We start from the raw sequence: 15,808 nt of genomic DNA, 5'->3' as shown, positions 1-15,808 counted from the left end.
GCTCCCCGGGGGCTTCGACCCTGAGGAAAAGCATGTTCAAGATCAAGCGCGCCTATGAGCCGGCGGCCGCCGAGGACGGCAAGCGCATCCTCGTCGATCGCCTGTGGCCCCGCGGCCTCGCCAAAGCGAAAGCCGAGCTGGACGAATGGGATCGCCGCGTCGCGCCGAGCGACGCGCTGCGGCGCTGGTATGCGCATTCCCCGCAGCGCTGGCGGGAGTTCAAGGCCCGCTACGCGCGGGAGCTGCGCGAGGCCTGCCCGGAGGAGCTGAAGCGTCTGCGCGCGCTCGGCCGCGACCGCGTGGTGACGCTGGTCTTCGCCTCGCGCGCGCCGGCGATGAACAACGCCGCCGCGCTGAAGGAGATTATCGAGGCGCGCCGAGCCGTTTTGCCCGCAACCTCTCGAAATCCGCGCCCGCATGGTGCGAGGAGCGGGTGAGCGGCGAGGCGGAGACCATCGAAAAACCCTTGGCGTAGGCGATCGTCGCGAAGGCCTCGAACTCCTGCGGCGTCACGAAGCGGGCGACCTCGTGATGCTTGCGGGTCGGCTGGAGATATTGGCCGATGGTGAGGAAATCCACATCGGCCACGCGCAGATCATCCATCACCTGGAGAATTTCGTTCCGGCCCTCGCCGAGCCCGACCATCAGGCCGGATTTGGTGAAGATCGTGGAATCGAGCTCCTTGACCCGCTGCAACAGGCGCAACGAGTGGAAATAGCGGGCGCCCGGCCGCACCGTCACATAGAGCGAGGGCACGGTCTCGAGATTATGGTTGAACACATCCGGCCGCGCGGCGACGACTTCTTCCAGCGCGCCGTCCTTGCGCAGAAAGTCCGGGGTCAGCACCTCGATCGTCGTCGTCGGACAAGCGGCGCGTATGGCCCGGATCGTCTCGCCTATATGCCCCGCGCCGCCGTCGTCGAGATCGTCGCGGTCGACCGAGGTGACGACGACATGGGAGAGGCCGAGCTTGGCGGTCGCCTCCGCGACCCTCTCCGGCTCGGTCGGGTCGAGCGCCGTCGGCAGGCCGGTGGCCACATTGCAGAAGGCGCAGGCGCGCGTGCAGACCGACCCCATGACGAGGAAGGTCGCGTGCTTTTTCTCCCAGCACTCGCCGATATTCGGACAGGAGGCCTCCTGGCAGACGGTCGAGAGTCCGCCGCCGCGCAATATCTCCCCGGTCTCGCGCCAGGCCGCCGAGCCCGGCGCCTTGACGCGGATCCAGTCCGGCTTGCGCGCGACCGGCGTGTCCGGCCGATGCGCCTTTTCGGGATGGCGCGGAGCGGCCGCGTCGCGCTTGCGCGGGTCGTCATTGAGGAGATCGAGAAGGACGGTCATAGCTTTTGCCTAACGTCTTTCGCTCGGCGAGACGGGCGCGCGGGGATGCGGTTCGACGCGCCGACGAGATGGCCTTCGCCATCGACTCGGGCCCAGAGCGAGACGATGATTATGGACCCGAGCAGGCCGGCGAGGAAATGGCCGATCGAGCCCGGGACGGCGAGCCCGCAGAGATCGGCGAATTGCGCGCCGAGCCAAGCTCCGGCGACGCCCACCGCCATATCGGCGAAGAGAGTGTCCGACGCCCACAGGAACACGCCGACGAGCCAGCCGGAAAGAGCGCCGATGACGACAAGAGGGAGGAAGCCCACGTCTGGCCTTCCGAGAAAACCGATCGCCTCATTCATTCCCGCCTCCTCGATCGAAGCGAGCGCCGCCCCGCGCGGCGAATGCATTCTAAGATAGGCGCGCCGTCCGCGCGCCAGAAGTGGCGCAGCGTCGCAAGACACGAAAAGGCAGGCCACGAAAAGAGATGTCGAAGTGAAGTCTCAGGCGAAAAGTCTTCTATATGATTTTCAATACTTAAGGATAAGCACTTAAAGTAGAACGCCAAGCGCTTGCGCGCCCGAGCGCGGCCTCAGACATGCTCCACGGCGAGGACGCCGGGGATCGTCTTCAGCGCCCCGGCGACATCGGCCGAGACGGAATAGCCGCCCGGCAGTTTGATCTCCACCTCGCTGGCCATACGCTCGAGCGCCACCACGATCGACACCTCGCCTTCGCCTCGCGTCGTCAGCCGCGACTTCAGCGCATCGAGCGGCGCGGCGTCCTGCAGGAAGATGCGCAGCCCTTTTTGCGCCCGCGCCGCCGCGGCGGCGAGCGGCTGCACCTCGGTGATGCGCGCCCGCACATCCTCGCCCTCGAGCGCGGCGGAGAGCGTCACCAGCACCGTCGCGCCCTTCTCGAGCAGGTCGCGATATTGATTGAGCCCCTCCTGGAACAGGATCGCCTCATATTGCCCGCTGTCGTCCGAGAGCTGGACCACGCCCATTTTCGAGCCCGATTTGGTCCGCCGCTCGGCGCGGTCGAGCACGACGGCGGCGAGCCGCGCGGCGGTCGCTCCGCGCTTCACAGCCGCGGTGAACTCCGCCCAGCGCGTGAGCCGCAGCCGACCGAGCACGCCCGCATAGGCGTCGAGCGGATGGCCGGAGAGGAAGAAACCGGCGGCGTCGAATTCGCGCTTCAGCTTTTCCGAGGCGGTCCAGGGCTGCGACTTGGGCAGGACGATCTCCTCCTCCGCCTCGGCGCCGCCGAACAGCGCATTCTGGCCGGCCTGCCGATCCTCGGCGCAACGATTGGCGCAGGCGAGGATCGTCTCGATCGCGCCGACGACGCGAGCGCGGTCGGCGTCCAGCTCGTCGAAGGCGCCGCAGCAGGCGAGATTCTCCAAAACCTTCTTATTGACCTCGCGCGGATTGATCCTGCGGGCGAAATCCGAGAGGCTGCGGAAGGGTTTTTCGCCGCGCAAGCGCACGATCGACTCCGCCTGCCCGTCGCCGACGCCCTTCACGGCGGAGAGCGCGTAGCGGATCGCGAGCGCGCCATCGACGCCGGGAGCGACGTCGAAATCGACGCCCGAGCGGCGAATGGACGGCGGCTCGACGGCGATGCCAAGACGCCGCGCCTCATTGCGGAATTCGGCCAGCTTGTCGGTGTTGCCCTTGTCCAGCGTCATGGAGGCGGCGAGGAACTCGACCGGATAATGCGCTTTGAACCAGGCCGTCTGATAGGCGATGAGCGCATAGGCCGCCGCATGGCTCTTGTTGAAGCCGTAATCGGCGAATTTCGCCAGAAGATCGAAGATTTCGCTCGCCTTGGCCGGCTCGAGGCCCCTTTCCAACGCGCCGCTGACGAAGCGTTCGCGCTGCGCGTCCATCTCCGCCTTGATCTTCTTGCCCATGGCGCGGCGCAGCAGATCGGCCTCGCCCAGCGAATAGCCGGACAGGACCTGCGCGATCTGCATCACCTGCTCCTGGTAGATGATGACGCCGAATGTCTCCTTTAGGATGTGCTCGATCTTGGGGTGGATATAGTCCGGTTCCTCGTCGCCGAGCTTCACGGCGCAATAGGTCGGTATATTGGCCATGGGGCCTGGCCGGTAGAGCGCGACGAGGGCGATAATGTCCTCGAAATGGTCGGCGTGCATCTCGACCAGCGCCTTGCGCATGCCAGCGCTTTCCAGCTGGAACACGCCCACCGTCTCGCCACGTCCGAGCATCTCATAGGTTTCGGAATCATCGAGCGGAATGGCGGCGAGATCGAAATCGGGCGCGCGTCGGCGCACCAGATCGACGGCAGTCGCCAGCACGGTCAGCGTCTTGAGGCCGAGGAAGTCGAATTTGATGAGGCCGGCCGGCTCCACCCATTTCATATTGAACTGGGTCGCCGGCATGTCGGACTTCGGGTCGCGATAGAGCGGCACGAGCGAGTCGAGCGGACGGTCGCCGATGACGACGCCGGCTGCATGGGTCGAGGCGTTGGAATAGAGCCCCTCGAGCGCGCCGGCGATCTTGAACAGGCGCGCGACCTTGCCATCCTCGGCAATCGCCTCGCGCAGCTTCTGCTCACCGGAGACGGCCTCCGCCAGCGTCACCGGCTTGGCCGGATTCTGCGGGACCAGCTTGGCGAGCTTATCCACCTGCCCCAGCGGCATTTCCAGCACGCGGCCGACGCTGCGCAGCACGCCGCGGGCCAGGAAGGAGCCGAAGGTGATGATCTGCGCGACCTTTTCCGCGCCGTAGCGCTCGCGGACATAGTCGATGACCTCGCCGCGCCGGGTCTGGCAGAAGTCCACGTCGAAATCCGGCATGGACATGCGTTCCGGATTCAGGAAGCGCTCGAAGAAGAGGCCGAAGCGCAGAGGATCGAGATCGGTGATGGTCAGCGCATAGGCGACCAGCGAGCCGGCGCCCGAGCCGCGCCCCGGCCCCACCGGAATCCCTTGCGATTTCGCATATTTGATGAAGTCCGACACGATCAGGAAGTAGCCCGGGAAGCGCATTTTCTCGATGACGTCGAGCTCGAATTCGAGGCGCGCGTCATAGGCGTCGCGCGTCTGGCCCTCCGCCGGCGGCTGGGCGACGAGGCGCGCCTCCAGTCCCTCCTTGGCCTGACGGCGCAATTCCCGCGCCTCTATATCCTCGAGCGCTTCGCCTTCCCCTTCTCCGTCCAGCATGAAGCGCGGCATGATCGGCTTGCGCGTGAGCGGTCGGAAGGACACGCGCCGCGCGATCTCCACTGTGGAGTCGGTCGCCTCGCGCAGATCGGCGAAGAGCTCGCGCATCTCGCGGCGGGTCTTGAAATAATGCTGCGGCGAGAGCCGCCGGCGCTCGGCGACGCTGGTCACCGTACCCTCGGCGATGCAGAGCAGCGCGTCATGCGCCTCGAAATCCTCCGAGGCGGCGAAGAAGGGCTCATTGGTCGCGACGAGAGGCAGACCGCGCCGATAGGCGAGATCGAGCAATTGCGGCTCGACGCGGCGCTGCTGCTCGAGGCCGTGGCGCTGGATCTCCACATAGAGCCGGCCGTCGAACAGCGGCAGCAGAGCCTCGAGCCGGGCGAGCGCCTGCTCCGACCGGCCCTTGGCGAAGAGAGCGTCGATCCCACCCTCCGAGCCGCCGGTGAGCGCGATCAGCCCTTCGCTGTTCTCGGCGAGGCTCGCCAGCGAGATATGGGAGGCCTCGCCCTGCGCCGGCTCGAGATAGGCGCGCGAGGCGAGCCGCATCAGACTGGCGTAGCCGCGCTCCGACTGCGCGACGAGCACGATATGGCCGCGGCCATCCGTGGCTCCCAAGGCGCTCTGCGTCCCATCGCCGAAATCGACAGTGAGCTGCACGCCGGGGATCGGCTGGACGCCGGCCTTGGCGGCCTTTTCCGAAAACTCCAGCGCGCCGAAGAGATTATCCGTATCGGTGACGGCGAGGGCCGGCATCTGGTCCTTCTGGGCCAGATCGATGAGCCGCGTGAGCGTCAGCGCGCCTTCGCGCAGCGAGAAGGCGGTATGGACATGCAGATGAACGAAGCCGACCTCGTCGATCGCGCTCATTTGGCAGCCTCCTCGGACGCGCCTCCAATCCCTGGCGGCCATATCGCGCCGCAACCTCGGGATTCGCAACGCGCTCGTCTCCGCCTGTGGATTTTACGCACAGGCTTCGCGATTCTACCGCGGCGCCACAGGCCCGAACAAACGAAAAGCCGGGCGGAACGATCCGACCGGCTTTTCCGAGACGAGTGTCGAGGACGCGTCGAGCCGGCGGCTCACTCGCCCGCGGAATAGACTTTCGTCGCCGCGACTTCGACCGGCTTGAAGGCTTCCTTGGCGAGGCTGGAATAGAGCTCGCCGAGCTTGGTCGCCTCGGCGAGGAAATCCTCGTACGCGCCCTTGGCGTAATCCGACTGCAATTGGATGGCTTCGTCGATCTTCTTGACGCCAATCAGCTTTTCAGCGAGGAGACGGCTCTTTTCGAAGGATTTCTTCGAATAGTCGGTCGTCTCCGCCGCAATGGTCTGCCAGCCCTTGGTGAGGGCGGCCGCCGCCGCGGACACCGCTTCGAATTGCTCCTTGCCAATCTGCTGAACGTTTTCGAAAGTGGCAACCATCGGTCTCGTCCTCGTATAGAGCGCGTTTCGGCCTTCGCCCCTTGGCGGACTCCATGCGCTCAGTTGACGACCGAAACTTATATGCATTGCACAATCGAAGTCAATAAGAATGTTGCGATGCAAAACCACAATGCCGAACGGCTTTTGCCTTAACCAGGGGGTAACCTCGGATGGGTAAGATTGTAATCATGTGACTTTTCGGCAACGCTCAGGCTGACCGGGCCGCCGAACGCGCATGATGGGACAAGTGGAACGGGATCAGGATAGATGACGAAGCGTGGCGTCGCCGGAGGGCTCGAGCGTTGGAAGTGGGTGGCGGCGCTGGCGGCAGTGGCTGTCTTATCGGCGCTATTCGCCTTTCCCGCGGAGGCGAGGCGCCATCATTATTCCGGCCGCGGCTATCACGCGCGTCACGCCTTCATCCATCATGCGGCGCATCATCGCCGCGGCGGCGCGCATCTCGTCCATGCGGCGCGGCGCGGCCATTCCGAGGGCGGCGGCGGGCCGGCCTTCGCGGCGATCGTCATCGACGCCAATAGCGGGCGCATGCTCTATGGGCGCAATGAGCACGAGCTGCGCCACCCCGCCTCCGTCACCAAGGTGATGACGCTCTATCTCCTGTTCGAACAGCTCGAGAAGGGAAGGCTGCGGCTCGACTCGCCGCTCGTCATCTCGGCCCATGCGGCGTCGCAGGCGCCGACCAAGCTCGGCCTCACGCCCGGCCAGACGATCGACGTCGACAGCGCTATCAAGGCGGTCGTCACCAAATCGGCCAATGACATCGCCGCGGCGATCGCCGAGAACATCGCCGGCGACGAGGAGACCTTCGCCGAGATGATGACCCGCAAGGCGCATCAGCTCGGCATGACGCGCACCCATTACGCCAACGCCTCCGGCCTGCCCAATGACGAGCAGATCACCACGGCGCATGATCTCTCCGTGCTCGGCCGCGCGATCCAGGATCGCTTTCCGCGCTACTATCGCTATTTCTCGACCAGCGCCTTCGTCTGGCGCGGCCAGTCGCACCGCAATCACAATCATCTGCTCGGCCAGATCCGCGGCGTCGACGGCATCAAGACCGGCTATACCCACGCCTCCGGCTTCAATTTGCTGACCTCGGTGCGGCGCGACGGCCATCATATCGTCGCGGTCGTCATGGGCGGGCGCACCGCCGCCGCCCGCGACCGCGTGATGGCCGGCCTCATCGCCGAGCACATAGACGATGGCGCGGCGGTCCGCACCGCGCGCGCGATCACCGAGGGCGAGCCCGCGCCGGTCGCCCGGGCCGAGGCGGCGGATGAGGACAAAGAGGAGACGCCGGTCGTCGCGGCCGCGGTCTCGGCTCCCCCTGCTCAGGCTCCTCGCGCTCAGGCTCCCCGCGCCCTTGCGCCGCTGGCGCTCGCCTCCGCGGCGCCCGTTCTCTCGATTCCGACGCCCGAGCGCGCCGACAAGATTCGTCCGGCCTTCGTCGCCGGCGGCCATCAGGCGACCGAAGCGGCGCCCGAGCGCGGCTCGCGTCGCCTGGCCGAGACCATGCGTCATGACAGCATCCGCGCCGCGACGGCGGACGGCTCCACCGCGGCCAAGGCCGGACATGGGACGAAGATCGCCGCCGTGACGCCCGCCGCGCTGCCGCCGCGCGCGCCGGAGACGGATCGCACATTGGTCGCCCGCAGCGACCGCGGCGAGTTGTCCAAGGCCGAGGCGCGGCCGATTCATTCGGGCTGGATGATTCAGATCGGCGCCACCGACGACGCCGAAAAGGCGCAGCAGCTGCTCTCGCGCGCCCGCGCCAAGGGCGTGCCGGCCACCGCCAAGGCCTTCACCGAGAAGGTTCAGAGGGGAAGAGAAACGCTCTACCGCGCCCGCTTCGCCGGGCTCGAGGAGAAAAGCGCGGAGACCGCCTGTCGCGCCCTCAAGCGCTCCGGTTTCTCCTGTTTCGCGACGAAGAATTGATCGAGCGCCCTATAATTTTGAAAAAGCGACGAGCGTCGAGCGAACAAGGCCGAGCTTCAATGATGATGACGACGCATGAGGACATCTTTGGCTTCGTTCACCCGGGCCGCGAGATCAGTCGTCCCGCCATGGTCCGGATGAAGCTTCTTCATCAGATCGCGGTGCGCCCGCGCAATGTCCTGGCGCGCCGCTCCCTTTTTGAGGCCCAGAATTTCATAGGCCTCATCTTCCGAAATCGTGCCGCCGCGGCGGCCTGGTCCGACGCCGCCCGCATCGGAGCCCCCCGCGTCGCGTCGACCGTCTCCTGTCTGACGCCAGCCGGCAAACCGGCGGTCCAGATACACCTCTAAGAGACGCGCCCCTTCCGGATCGACGCCGCGGCAATGGCGGTAGAGTTCCATCACCGCCGTTCGCGTGAGCGCATCCAGACGCTTGCCCTCGTCTTTTCCGGCGAGGATCGTGCCGCGAACGGCGCCGCTCGCATGATCGAGCTCCATCTCGATCATGGCGGAGCGCACGCGCGACACGCCGCCGCCCGCGCTCGCATGACCGAAGCGCTTCACTCCGCGCGAGAAGGCGCCATAGAGCCACATGCCGGCCGAGGCCAGCAGCAGGCCGATGTCGATGCGCCCGCGCAGGATGAAGAACAGGCCGAGCGCGATCGTGGCCGCGCCGCCGCCCTTGCGGATCATGCGCGCCATCGCCGCGGGCGAGGCGCGCGTGAACATGCGCAATCCGTAGAGCGCCAGGACCAATGCGAGAAATCCGATCAGAACGGGCATGAAGCGGGCTCCTCACCCCATCTGTGACAAAAGAAGGCGGGCGGCGTCTTCGCCTTTTGTAGCGCGGCGCTCGAGCTCGGCCAGCCCGCCCGCGGCATAAGCGGCGGCGGCAGACAGAAGCTCGGCGAGACGGCGGGGCGCCGAAGCGTCGAAAGCCGCATAGGCGCCGCCGGTCAGCCGTGCGATCTCGCGAAAGGCGGAGCCGGCTTCCGCGTCGCCGCCCTCATGGAACATGAAAGCCTTGACGCCGAGCAGGCCGAGACGGCCGGCGAGCTCGCATAATTCATCCGCCTTTTCTTCCATCGCGTCGCCGACGAAGACCAAGGCGCCGACACGGCGCGCGCCCGTCTCCTCGAGCGCATGGCGAAACACCTTGGCGATCTGCGTGCGGCCGCCGCGGCAGGAGATTTTCGCCATCAACGCCGCGAGCCCCTGCCCGCCGCCGACGAAATCCGAAGCGCGGCATTCGCCGAAGCCGCGAAAGAACACGAGCTGGACGTCGAGCCCGCCGAGCGCGGCCGTCGTCTCGAACATGCGTCCCTGCAGCGATTGCGCGAGGTCCCATGTGGGCTGGCGGCTCATGGTGGCGTCGAGCGCGAAGATCAGCCGGCCCCGCTCGGCCGACGCGCTGACGCGCCGCGCCTCCCGAATGAACGCCTCCACCGCCTCCGCGCGAGCGGAGCGGGAAAGCGGCGCATTGCCTCGTTCATCGCTCACGGCTGTTCACGTCGCGTCCCTGACTGTTTATATCAGATCGGGCGCCGCCCCGGAATGACAAGAGGCGCGAGCCTCGCCGAACGAGGGCCGGCCGCCGCCGATCGCCCGAGGATAGGCGAGTCCGCCGGCCGCCGCGACAGAAATCGCGCCATTCAGCGCTGACGAGAAAAGCGAAATGACCCTTTACGCCCCCTTGCCACGTTCGGCGCCGATCGCCGCCCTTCCCGGCGAGCCCAGCGCGCAGGCGCAAGCGCTCATCGCCGATTTCGCGCGGCGGCTTTCCGAGAGCGGAGCGCGGGTCGCCGGCGTCACCCAGGCGCGCATCATCGACGAGGCGACCGGCCGCAGCCGCATCGTGCTGCGCGATGTGACGGACGGCGCGCTCTATGCGATCTCGCAGGATCTGGGCGCGGGCTCGGTCGCCTGCAATCTCGACTCGAGCGAATTGGCGCTCGCCTGCGCCGCGATCGAGAGACGCGTCACTGATGGCGTCGATCTCGTGGTGATCAGCAAATTCAGCAAGCAGGAGGCGTCCCGCGGCGGCCTCGCCGACGCTTTCCGCGCGGCTATGGTGGCCAAGGTTCCGGTGGTGACGGCCGTCTCGCCGCATTATCTGGAGGAGTGGCGCGCATTCGCCGGGCCGCTGGCGGAGTTTCTGACTCATGATCTCGACGCGCTCTCCGCCTGGTGGGAGCGCGCGCAAAGGGCTCGACTCACGCGCGCGGAGTGAGCGGAGTGATCCGTCGAACGGCGGCGATGACGCGCGCAGGAAGAACGAGACGGACCCTTGTTTTCGCTCACCGCACCGGCGGCGCATACATCAGCCCGCCCTTGGTCCAGAGCGCGTTGAGACGCCGATCGAGGCCGATGGGCGAGCCCTGCCCGAGATTGCGCTCGAAGACCTCGCCGTAATTGCCGACATGTTTGACGATGCGATAGACCCAATCCGCCTCGAGCCCGAGCCCTTCGACGCGCCCGCCGTCGACGCCGAGCAGACGCCGCACACGCGGGTCGGCCGATTTGAGTTGCTCGTCCGCATTGGCGGAGCTCACGCCGAGCTCCTCGGCGTCGACCATGGCGAAATGCGTCCAGCGGACGATGTCGAACCATTGGTCGTCGGCTTGCCGCACGATCGGGCCGAGCGGCTCCTTGTCGATGAGCTCGGGAAGAACCGCGTGATCGGCTGGGGCCGCGAGCTTTTGCCGCTCGGCGGCGAGCGTCGAGAGATCTGCGGTCAGCGCCTCGCATTTGCCGTCCGAATAGGCCTTGGCCGCGTCCTCGAATGTCGGGAACAGCTTGGGCTCCATCGGCTTGGCGCCGTCGCGGCGAGAATCGACGAGATCGAGCTCGAAGGGCGTGCCCTGCTGCACGCAGACCGAAAGCCCGCCGAGATCGCGTAGCGAAGCGACGGATTTTTTGCGCGCGAGAAATCCCTGCCCATCGAAGAAAGTGATCGCGGCGTAAGAGAGCCCCTGCCCCGCATCGCGCGACAAGGTCCAGGCGGCGCCGCGCGCCAGGAGATCGACCGTGCCCGATTGCAGCGCCTTCACGCGATCCTTGGCCGAGAGCGTCACGAAGCGCATTTTTTCCGGATCGTCGAAAATGGCGGCCGCGAGCGCGCGGCAGAAATCGACGTCGAATCCGCTCCAGCGACCCGCCTCGTCCTGGCGCGCGAAGCCAGGCAGGCCATTGCTCGCGCCACAGATCAGAAAGCCGCGCTTTTGCGCCTGCTCGAGCGTCGAGGCTTGGGCGGCGACGGCGGCGAGCAGCAGGGCGCTCACGGCGAGGATGGTGCGGCGGAACAGGAGAGAGATCATATCCGACCCGGGGTTATCGGCTTGCGAGGTCTCGAGCGATCATTGGACAAATTCCCCGTGATCGCCCATGTCCCGGCCATTGGCGCCGCGCGCGTCGAAACAGTCTATACTGCGGCGCGGAACAGGCCGCCGCAAATCCGTTCGACGAAAGGCCAATGGACGAGACATGAGCGAGACTAGAGGACAATCTGGGCGAAAAAAGAAAAGCCGCACCCGCCTCGCCCATGCCGGGCGCGAGCCGTCGCAGCAATTCGGCTTCGTGAACACGCCGATCTATCGCGGCTCCACCGTGCTGTTTCCCGATACGGCGTCCCTGCTCGCCAATCGCGGCGCCTATACCTACGCCACCAAGGGCACGCCGACGACGCATGCGCTGGAGGAGGCCTGGATCGACATCGCCGGCGCGGCGGATGCGGTCGCCGTCCCCTCCGGCCTCGCGGCCATCACCCTCGCGCTGCTGACCGCGCTGAAGGCGGGCGACCATCTGCTCGTCACCGATTCCTGCTATCTGCCGGCGCGCATGTTCTGCGACAGCGTGCTGAAGCGCCTCGGCGTCGAGACCACTTATTACGATCCGCGCATCGGCGCCGGCGTCGCCGCGCTGATGCGGCCGAACACGACAGCCGTTTTGACCGAGTCGCCCGGCTCGCAGACGCTCGAGGTGCAGGACATCCCCGCCATCGCCGAAGTCGCGCATGCGAAAGGCGTCTGCGTCATCCTCGACAACACATGGGCGACGCCGCTGTTCTTCCCGCCGCATGAGCGCGGCGCCGATCTCGCGATCGAGGCCGGCACCAAATATCTCGCCGGCCATTCCGATCTTCTGCTCGGCCTCGTCTCGGCGAATGACAAATGGGCCAAGCGCCTGCGCGCCACCTATAATGCTTTCGCCATGTGCCCGGGTCCCGAGGACGTGTTCCTCGCTTTGCGCGGCATGCGCACGATGGAATTGCGCCTGCGCGAGGCCGAGCGCGCCGGCCTCGACATCGCCCGCTGGCTCGCCGCCCGCCCAGAGGTCGCCGATGTGATCCATCCCGCTTTCGAGAGCCATCCCGACCACGCATTGTGGAAGCGGGATTTTCTCGGCTCGACGGGATTGTTCTCGTTTATTCTGAAGCCGGTCCCGCCGGCCGCCGTCGCCGCCATGCTCGACGGGCTGGAGCTGTTCGGCCTCGGCTATTCCTGGGGCGGCTTCGAGAGCCTGGCGCTGCCTTTCGACTGCGCCTCCTATCGCACGGCGACCGAGTGGGCGCCGGGAGGCCCGGCGATACGGCTCTCGATCGGGCTCGAGGATATCGACGATCTGAAGGAGGATCTCGACGCCGGCTTCGCGCGCCTGCGCGACGCCGCGCGGAAAGGGTGAATTTCGACCCTTTCTCGGGATACGTAGATGCCACCGATTTCGCCTATCGGCGAAAGCGCTTAATCAGGTTCGGAGGCGCGACGGAATGTCGCGGGGAGGCGGACTCGAGGGGAGTGGTTTCATGTATCGCGGGCACGGCAGGGTTCTAGATCTGGCGCCCACTTCGAACGAGGTCATGTCGGGAGTGCGGCCTTCGGCGCAGCACGAAGCGCTGCTCGCCTCCTATCTTCTCGGGCTCGGCCATGGGCCTGCCGTGGTGCGCGACCTGATCGTCGCGGACCTCGACGGTTTTCTCGACCTCGGCCTGAAGCGCCGCGCCGCGGATCAGATCGTGGTTCTGCGGGCGTTTCTGGCGCGGTTCCCGGAGGCGAGCCTGACCAACTGAAGCCCATCCCGATCGGCTTCGATGCCGAAGGAAGCGCGAGACGCCGGCGCGGCCGATATGCGCCCGAGACGAAGCCATGGCCGCATGGGAGACAGGCGAAGCCACGACCGTCAAGGCGGAAATGCGCCACGCGGCCGCGCCGAGCAACGAATTCGCCCGACTGTCGCGGCGCCGCCACGGTCGAAGCCGCTGCGTCGCGCTAATCTGAATCGGAGGATCGGATGAGAATTTTTTGCTGGCGACCCCGGTAGGATTCGAACCTACGACCTACTGCTTCGAAGGCAGTTGCTCTATCCAGCTGAGCTACGGAGTCGATCCTCGCAACCTAACATGTTCGCTCGGCGACGTCTCGGTCGCGGTGTCGGCGCGCACGCCCGGCGTGCATATCCTCCGAAGAGTTTCCGCGTTTCGATGCGGCAACCGAAAGCGAACTCGGAGGCGATGAACGTCCCTCCGGTCGTCGACCGCATGGCGACCCCGGCTGGATTCGAACCAGCGACCTACCGCTTAGAAGGCGGTTGCTCTATCCGGCTGAGCTACGGGGTCGTGACGGCGGCTGCGGTCGTCAGTGCGTCCACTGGCCGACGCGCTGCGTCTTGAAATTATCGGCGTAGGAGATGATACGGCGCGACGGCGAGCCAGGCCGGGGCTCCTCGACGCGATAGACGAGCGCCTTGCGCTCGGCATAGGCGATCGCCTCCTCCTTGGTGGCGAAGCGCAGCCTGATCTGCGCCTTGGCGTCCGACGTGCCCGTCCATCCCATCAGCGGATCGAGCTCACGCGGGGTCTCGTTCTCGAATTCGAGCACCCAGGCCTTGGCCGGTCCCGGACCGGATTGCGTCGCGCTGGGGGACGGGCGGTGAATGCGTGCGGTCATATCGGCCTCGGCAAGAGCTGGCTCGGCGCCAGCCAGAAACGAAAAAGCGGCGCTGTGGCGGAGGCTCCGCGCTAATGGTCGGGGCAGCAGGATTCGAACCTGCGACCTGAAGTACCCAAAACTTCCGCGCTACCAGGCTGCGCCATACCCCGTCTCGCGAATAGGCCGCGGAGCCCATTTCCGCCGAACGCCTCGCTAGCACGAGGGCGCGCCGCTCACAAGCGCGAGCACGCGAGCGAGGCGTGCTACCTCTCGAAAATCGGATGTCTGACCGTGTCGCCGACGGCGATCGACAGCCGTTGCGCCGCGCCGGCGGACAGCTCTATGACGGCGAGCGCCGGCCCGCCGGAGGAGATCACCCGTTCCGAATAGGGCTCCGCGCCGAGCGCCACGGAAACGACCTTTCCGGCGCGCGAGACGAAGACCATGTCGAGCGAGAGCGGCGTGTTCTTCATCCACATGGCGACAGGCCGCTCCTCGTGGAAATCGAACAACATGCCGCCGTCGGCAGGCAGCGACGGGCGGAACATCAAGCCCCTCTCGCGCTGGTCCGACGTGCGCGCCACCTCGACGCGCAGCCGATGCGCGCCCGTCGTCGTGACGATCTCGAGCGGTTCGACAACCATTTTCATCGCCTGTGGCGGCGACGATCCGGCGTCCTTCGCGCAGCCGGGAACGACCGAGGCGCAAAGGAGCAGGACGAGAAGCGTCGCGACGACGCTCGAAACTCTCCGTGACAACTCACTCGACATTTTCGCCCTCGCCGCGACCCGACCGCGGAGCGCACGACGATATTGTCGAAACGCTCGCGTTCGACAAGCATTCTGCCATTGCGGTCGGGAAATACAAAGCGGCGCCGAAGCGCGCGTCTCGCTCGGCTCTAATGGGAGGCCGGCAGCGCCGATTCGAGCGGCCGCACCTCGGTCGCCATCAGGCCCTTGGGGCCATCGCCATAGCGCACCAGCACGCTGTCGCCGGGCTTCAGCTCGGCGAGTCCGAAGCGGCGCACAGTCTCCATATGCAGGAAGATGTCGTCGGTGCCCTCGCCGCGGGTCAGGAAGCCGAAGCCTTTCACCCGGTTGAACCATTTGACGATGGCGATCTCATAGCCGCTCGACGGCGTCACTTGGACATGCGTGCGCGCAATGCCGTTCTGCGAGGGATGAATGGCGGTCGACTCGTCCATGCCGGTGACGCGGAACACCTGCATTCCCTTGACGCGCCTCTGCGCCTCGCAGACGACGCGCGCGCCTTCATAGGCCGATTGAAATCCGGAACGACGAAGGATCGTCACATGCAAGAGAATATCCGCGCCGCCATCATCGGGAACGACGAATCCGTATCCCTTCGAAACGTCGAACCATTTGATGGTCCCTGACACTTCGACGAGATCGAGCCCGGCTTCGCCGTTTTCGATATTGATGGTCGACGCGCTCAACTCATTCTGGAATGAAATTTTTGCGCCCAACAGACCAACTCCCCCTGCCGATTCGGAACGAATGCGCTCCGCTCGCCCTCGAAGACTCGAATCGCGACGCTCGCCCGTGAATCACTGTGGTTAAGATATCATCGCCACGCTTTCCTCCAACCGACTTTTTTGTCTCGCGCACCTTCGCTGTGGATACAAAGCCCGAAAATGCTTGGCGTTCCGCGGTCTCGGCAAGAGTTACGCGAAATACCGTACGAGCGCCTTCGGCGAGCCGCCGCAGCTTTGCGAGAGACGAGCGGCCGGCTCGCGCGCGCTTGCGCGGCGCCGATTTTCGCCATGAAAGCGGCGCGATTCGGCGCCAGAGCGACGAAAGGCGGGACGGCGCGGGCCGCGCGGGCCCGTTCGGTCGGGCGATCGGGCTGGACAGAGCGGCGCGAAGCAATATGCTCGTCTGTATGTTGCGGTCCGCGCGAAGCCGCGACATAGTGCGCCGCCGCCGCGATTGGTGGCGCGGTTGACCGGCCGCAATTCCCGCGAGAAGATCG

15 protein-coding genes and 3 tRNA genes are annotated in these 15,808 nt (G+C 66.2%); 5 read left to right on the top strand and 13 right to left on the bottom strand.

Annotated elements, in window-relative coordinates; translation table 11 throughout:
- Positions 1-32: 32 nt before the first annotated feature.
- Positions 33-437 (top strand): DUF488 domain-containing protein, encoded by a 405-nt coding sequence (locus tag AC6IY7_RS17145; RefSeq protein WP_497780613.1) that lies wholly within the window; start codon positions 33-35, stop codon positions 435-437.
- Here AC6IY7_RS17145 and lipA read toward each other — a convergent pair.
- From lipA to AC6IY7_RS17125, 4 genes are all read right to left on the bottom strand, one after another.
- Positions 364-1,338 (bottom strand): lipoyl synthase, encoded by a 975-nt coding sequence (gene lipA / locus AC6IY7_RS17140; protein WP_497780612.1) that lies wholly within the window; start codon positions 1,336-1,338, stop codon positions 364-366. The genes AC6IY7_RS17145 and lipA overlap by 74 nt on opposite strands.
- Entirely contained in the window at positions 1,335-1,685 is a 351-nt protein-coding gene (locus AC6IY7_RS17135) for a GlsB/YeaQ/YmgE family stress response membrane protein (RefSeq protein ID WP_497780611.1), read from the bottom strand. Before AC6IY7_RS17135 ends, lipA begins: the two co-directional genes overlap by 4 nt.
- A gap of 230 nt (positions 1,686-1,915) precedes the next feature.
- On the bottom strand, positions 1,916-5,383 hold the full coding sequence (dnaE, locus tag AC6IY7_RS17130) for a DNA polymerase III subunit alpha (RefSeq protein ID WP_497780610.1): 3,468 nt from the start codon (positions 5,381-5,383) through the stop codon (positions 1,916-1,918).
- A 212-nt stretch (positions 5,384-5,595) separates the two neighbouring features.
- Positions 5,596-5,937, bottom strand: coding sequence for a phasin family protein (locus AC6IY7_RS17125; protein WP_497780609.1), 342 nt, complete (start codon positions 5,935-5,937; stop codon positions 5,596-5,598).
- Between the two features lie 267 nt (positions 5,938-6,204).
- On the opposite strand from AC6IY7_RS17125, the gene AC6IY7_RS17120 reads away from it, so the two are divergent.
- The gene (locus AC6IY7_RS17120) at positions 6,205-7,893 is read left to right on the top strand and encodes an SPOR domain-containing protein (RefSeq protein WP_497780608.1); all 1,689 of its coding nucleotides are present in this window, start codon (positions 6,205-6,207) and stop codon (positions 7,891-7,893) included.
- 56 nt (positions 7,894-7,949) lie between these two features.
- Here AC6IY7_RS17120 and AC6IY7_RS17115 read toward each other — a convergent pair whose 3' ends face one another.
- Both AC6IY7_RS17115 and AC6IY7_RS17110 read right to left on the bottom strand, forming a co-directional pair.
- The gene (locus tag AC6IY7_RS17115) at positions 7,950-8,675 is read right to left on the bottom strand and encodes a DnaJ domain-containing protein (protein ID WP_497780607.1); all 726 of its coding nucleotides are present in this window, start codon (positions 8,673-8,675) and stop codon (positions 7,950-7,952) included.
- A gap of 12 nt (positions 8,676-8,687) precedes the next feature.
- Entirely contained in the window at positions 8,688-9,338 is a 651-nt protein-coding gene (locus AC6IY7_RS17110) for a VWA domain-containing protein (RefSeq protein WP_497782871.1), read from the bottom strand.
- Positions 9,339-9,567: 229 nt separating this feature from the next.
- On the opposite strand from AC6IY7_RS17110, the gene AC6IY7_RS17105 reads away from it, so the two are divergent.
- Positions 9,568-10,122, top strand: coding sequence for a DUF2478 domain-containing protein (locus AC6IY7_RS17105; protein ID WP_497780606.1), 555 nt, complete (start codon positions 9,568-9,570; stop codon positions 10,120-10,122).
- A gap of 67 nt (positions 10,123-10,189) precedes the next feature.
- Here AC6IY7_RS17105 and AC6IY7_RS17100 read toward each other — a convergent pair whose 3' ends face one another.
- Positions 10,190-11,209 carry an amino acid ABC transporter substrate-binding protein gene (locus AC6IY7_RS17100; RefSeq protein WP_497780605.1) on the bottom strand — a complete coding sequence of 340 codons (1,020 nt, stop codon included), beginning with the start codon at positions 11,207-11,209 and terminating at the stop codon, positions 10,190-10,192.
- 166 nt (positions 11,210-11,375) lie between these two features.
- Between AC6IY7_RS17100 and metC the strand changes: the two genes are divergently transcribed.
- Both metC and AC6IY7_RS17090 read left to right on the top strand, forming a co-directional pair.
- The gene (gene metC, locus AC6IY7_RS17095; protein WP_497780604.1) at positions 11,376-12,572 is read left to right on the top strand and encodes a cystathionine beta-lyase; all 1,197 of its coding nucleotides are present in this window, start codon (positions 11,376-11,378) and stop codon (positions 12,570-12,572) included.
- Positions 12,573-12,747: 175 nt separating this feature from the next.
- The gene (locus AC6IY7_RS17090) at positions 12,748-12,957 is read left to right on the top strand and encodes a hypothetical protein (RefSeq protein WP_497780603.1); all 210 of its coding nucleotides are present in this window, start codon (positions 12,748-12,750) and stop codon (positions 12,955-12,957) included.
- A 236-nt stretch (positions 12,958-13,193) separates the two neighbouring features.
- Here AC6IY7_RS17090 and AC6IY7_RS17085 read toward each other — a convergent pair.
- The 6 genes from AC6IY7_RS17085 to AC6IY7_RS17060 all read right to left on the bottom strand — a co-directional run bounded on the left by AC6IY7_RS17085 (position 13,194) and on the right by AC6IY7_RS17060 (position 15,302).
- Positions 13,194-13,270, bottom strand: a tRNA-Arg gene (locus AC6IY7_RS17085).
- Positions 13,271-13,426: 156 nt separating this feature from the next.
- A tRNA-Arg gene (locus tag AC6IY7_RS17080) sits at positions 13,427-13,503 on the bottom strand.
- Positions 13,504-13,522: 19 nt separating this feature from the next.
- Entirely contained in the window at positions 13,523-13,834 is a 312-nt protein-coding gene (locus AC6IY7_RS17075; RefSeq protein ID WP_497780602.1) for an ETC complex I subunit, read from the bottom strand.
- 75 nt (positions 13,835-13,909) lie between these two features.
- Positions 13,910-13,986, bottom strand: a tRNA-Pro gene (locus tag AC6IY7_RS17070).
- Positions 13,987-14,079: 93 nt separating this feature from the next.
- On the bottom strand, positions 14,080-14,460 hold the full coding sequence (locus AC6IY7_RS17065) for a DUF192 domain-containing protein (protein ID WP_497780601.1): 381 nt from the start codon (positions 14,458-14,460) through the stop codon (positions 14,080-14,082).
- A 254-nt stretch (positions 14,461-14,714) separates the two neighbouring features.
- Complete coding sequence (locus AC6IY7_RS17060; RefSeq protein ID WP_497780600.1) at positions 14,715-15,302, bottom strand: cold-shock protein; 588 nt, start codon at positions 15,300-15,302, stop codon at positions 14,715-14,717.
- Positions 15,303-15,808 lie beyond the last annotated feature (506 nt).

The organism is Methylosinus sp. is20ea (genome assembly GCF_059718135.1).
This window is presented reverse-complemented; position numbering and strand designations above follow the sequence as displayed.

Coding starts and splice junctions, on each gene's coding strand:
- AC6IY7_RS17105 (WP_497780606.1), top strand. CDS start 9,568: ATGACCCTTTACGCCCCCTTGCCACGTTCGGCGCCGATCGCCGCCCTT.
- AC6IY7_RS17120 (WP_497780608.1), top strand. CDS start 6,205: ATGACGAAGCGTGGCGTCGCCGGAGGGCTCGAGCGTTGGAAGTGGGTG.
- lipA (WP_497780612.1), bottom strand. CDS start 1,338: ATGACCGTCCTTCTCGATCTCCTCAATGACGACCCGCGCAAGCGCGAC.
- dnaE (WP_497780610.1), bottom strand. CDS start 5,383: ATGAGCGCGATCGACGAGGTCGGCTTCGTTCATCTGCATGTCCATACC.
- AC6IY7_RS17135 (WP_497780611.1), bottom strand. CDS start 1,685: ATGAATGAGGCGATCGGTTTTCTCGGAAGGCCAGACGTGGGCTTCCTC.
- AC6IY7_RS17145 (WP_497780613.1), top strand. CDS start 33: ATGTTCAAGATCAAGCGCGCCTATGAGCCGGCGGCCGCCGAGGACGGC.
- AC6IY7_RS17115 (WP_497780607.1), bottom strand. CDS start 8,675: ATGCCCGTTCTGATCGGATTTCTCGCATTGGTCCTGGCGCTCTACGGA.
- AC6IY7_RS17075 (WP_497780602.1), bottom strand. CDS start 13,834: ATGACCGCACGCATTCACCGCCCGTCCCCCAGCGCGACGCAATCCGGT.
- metC (WP_497780604.1), top strand. CDS start 11,376: ATGAGCGAGACTAGAGGACAATCTGGGCGAAAAAAGAAAAGCCGCACC.
- AC6IY7_RS17090 (WP_497780603.1), top strand. CDS start 12,748: ATGTCGGGAGTGCGGCCTTCGGCGCAGCACGAAGCGCTGCTCGCCTCC.
- AC6IY7_RS17125 (WP_497780609.1), bottom strand. CDS start 5,937: ATGGTTGCCACTTTCGAAAACGTTCAGCAGATTGGCAAGGAGCAATTC.
- AC6IY7_RS17100 (WP_497780605.1), bottom strand. CDS start 11,209: ATGATCTCTCTCCTGTTCCGCCGCACCATCCTCGCCGTGAGCGCCCTG.
- AC6IY7_RS17065 (WP_497780601.1), bottom strand. CDS start 14,460: ATGGTTGTCGAACCGCTCGAGATCGTCACGACGACGGGCGCGCATCGG.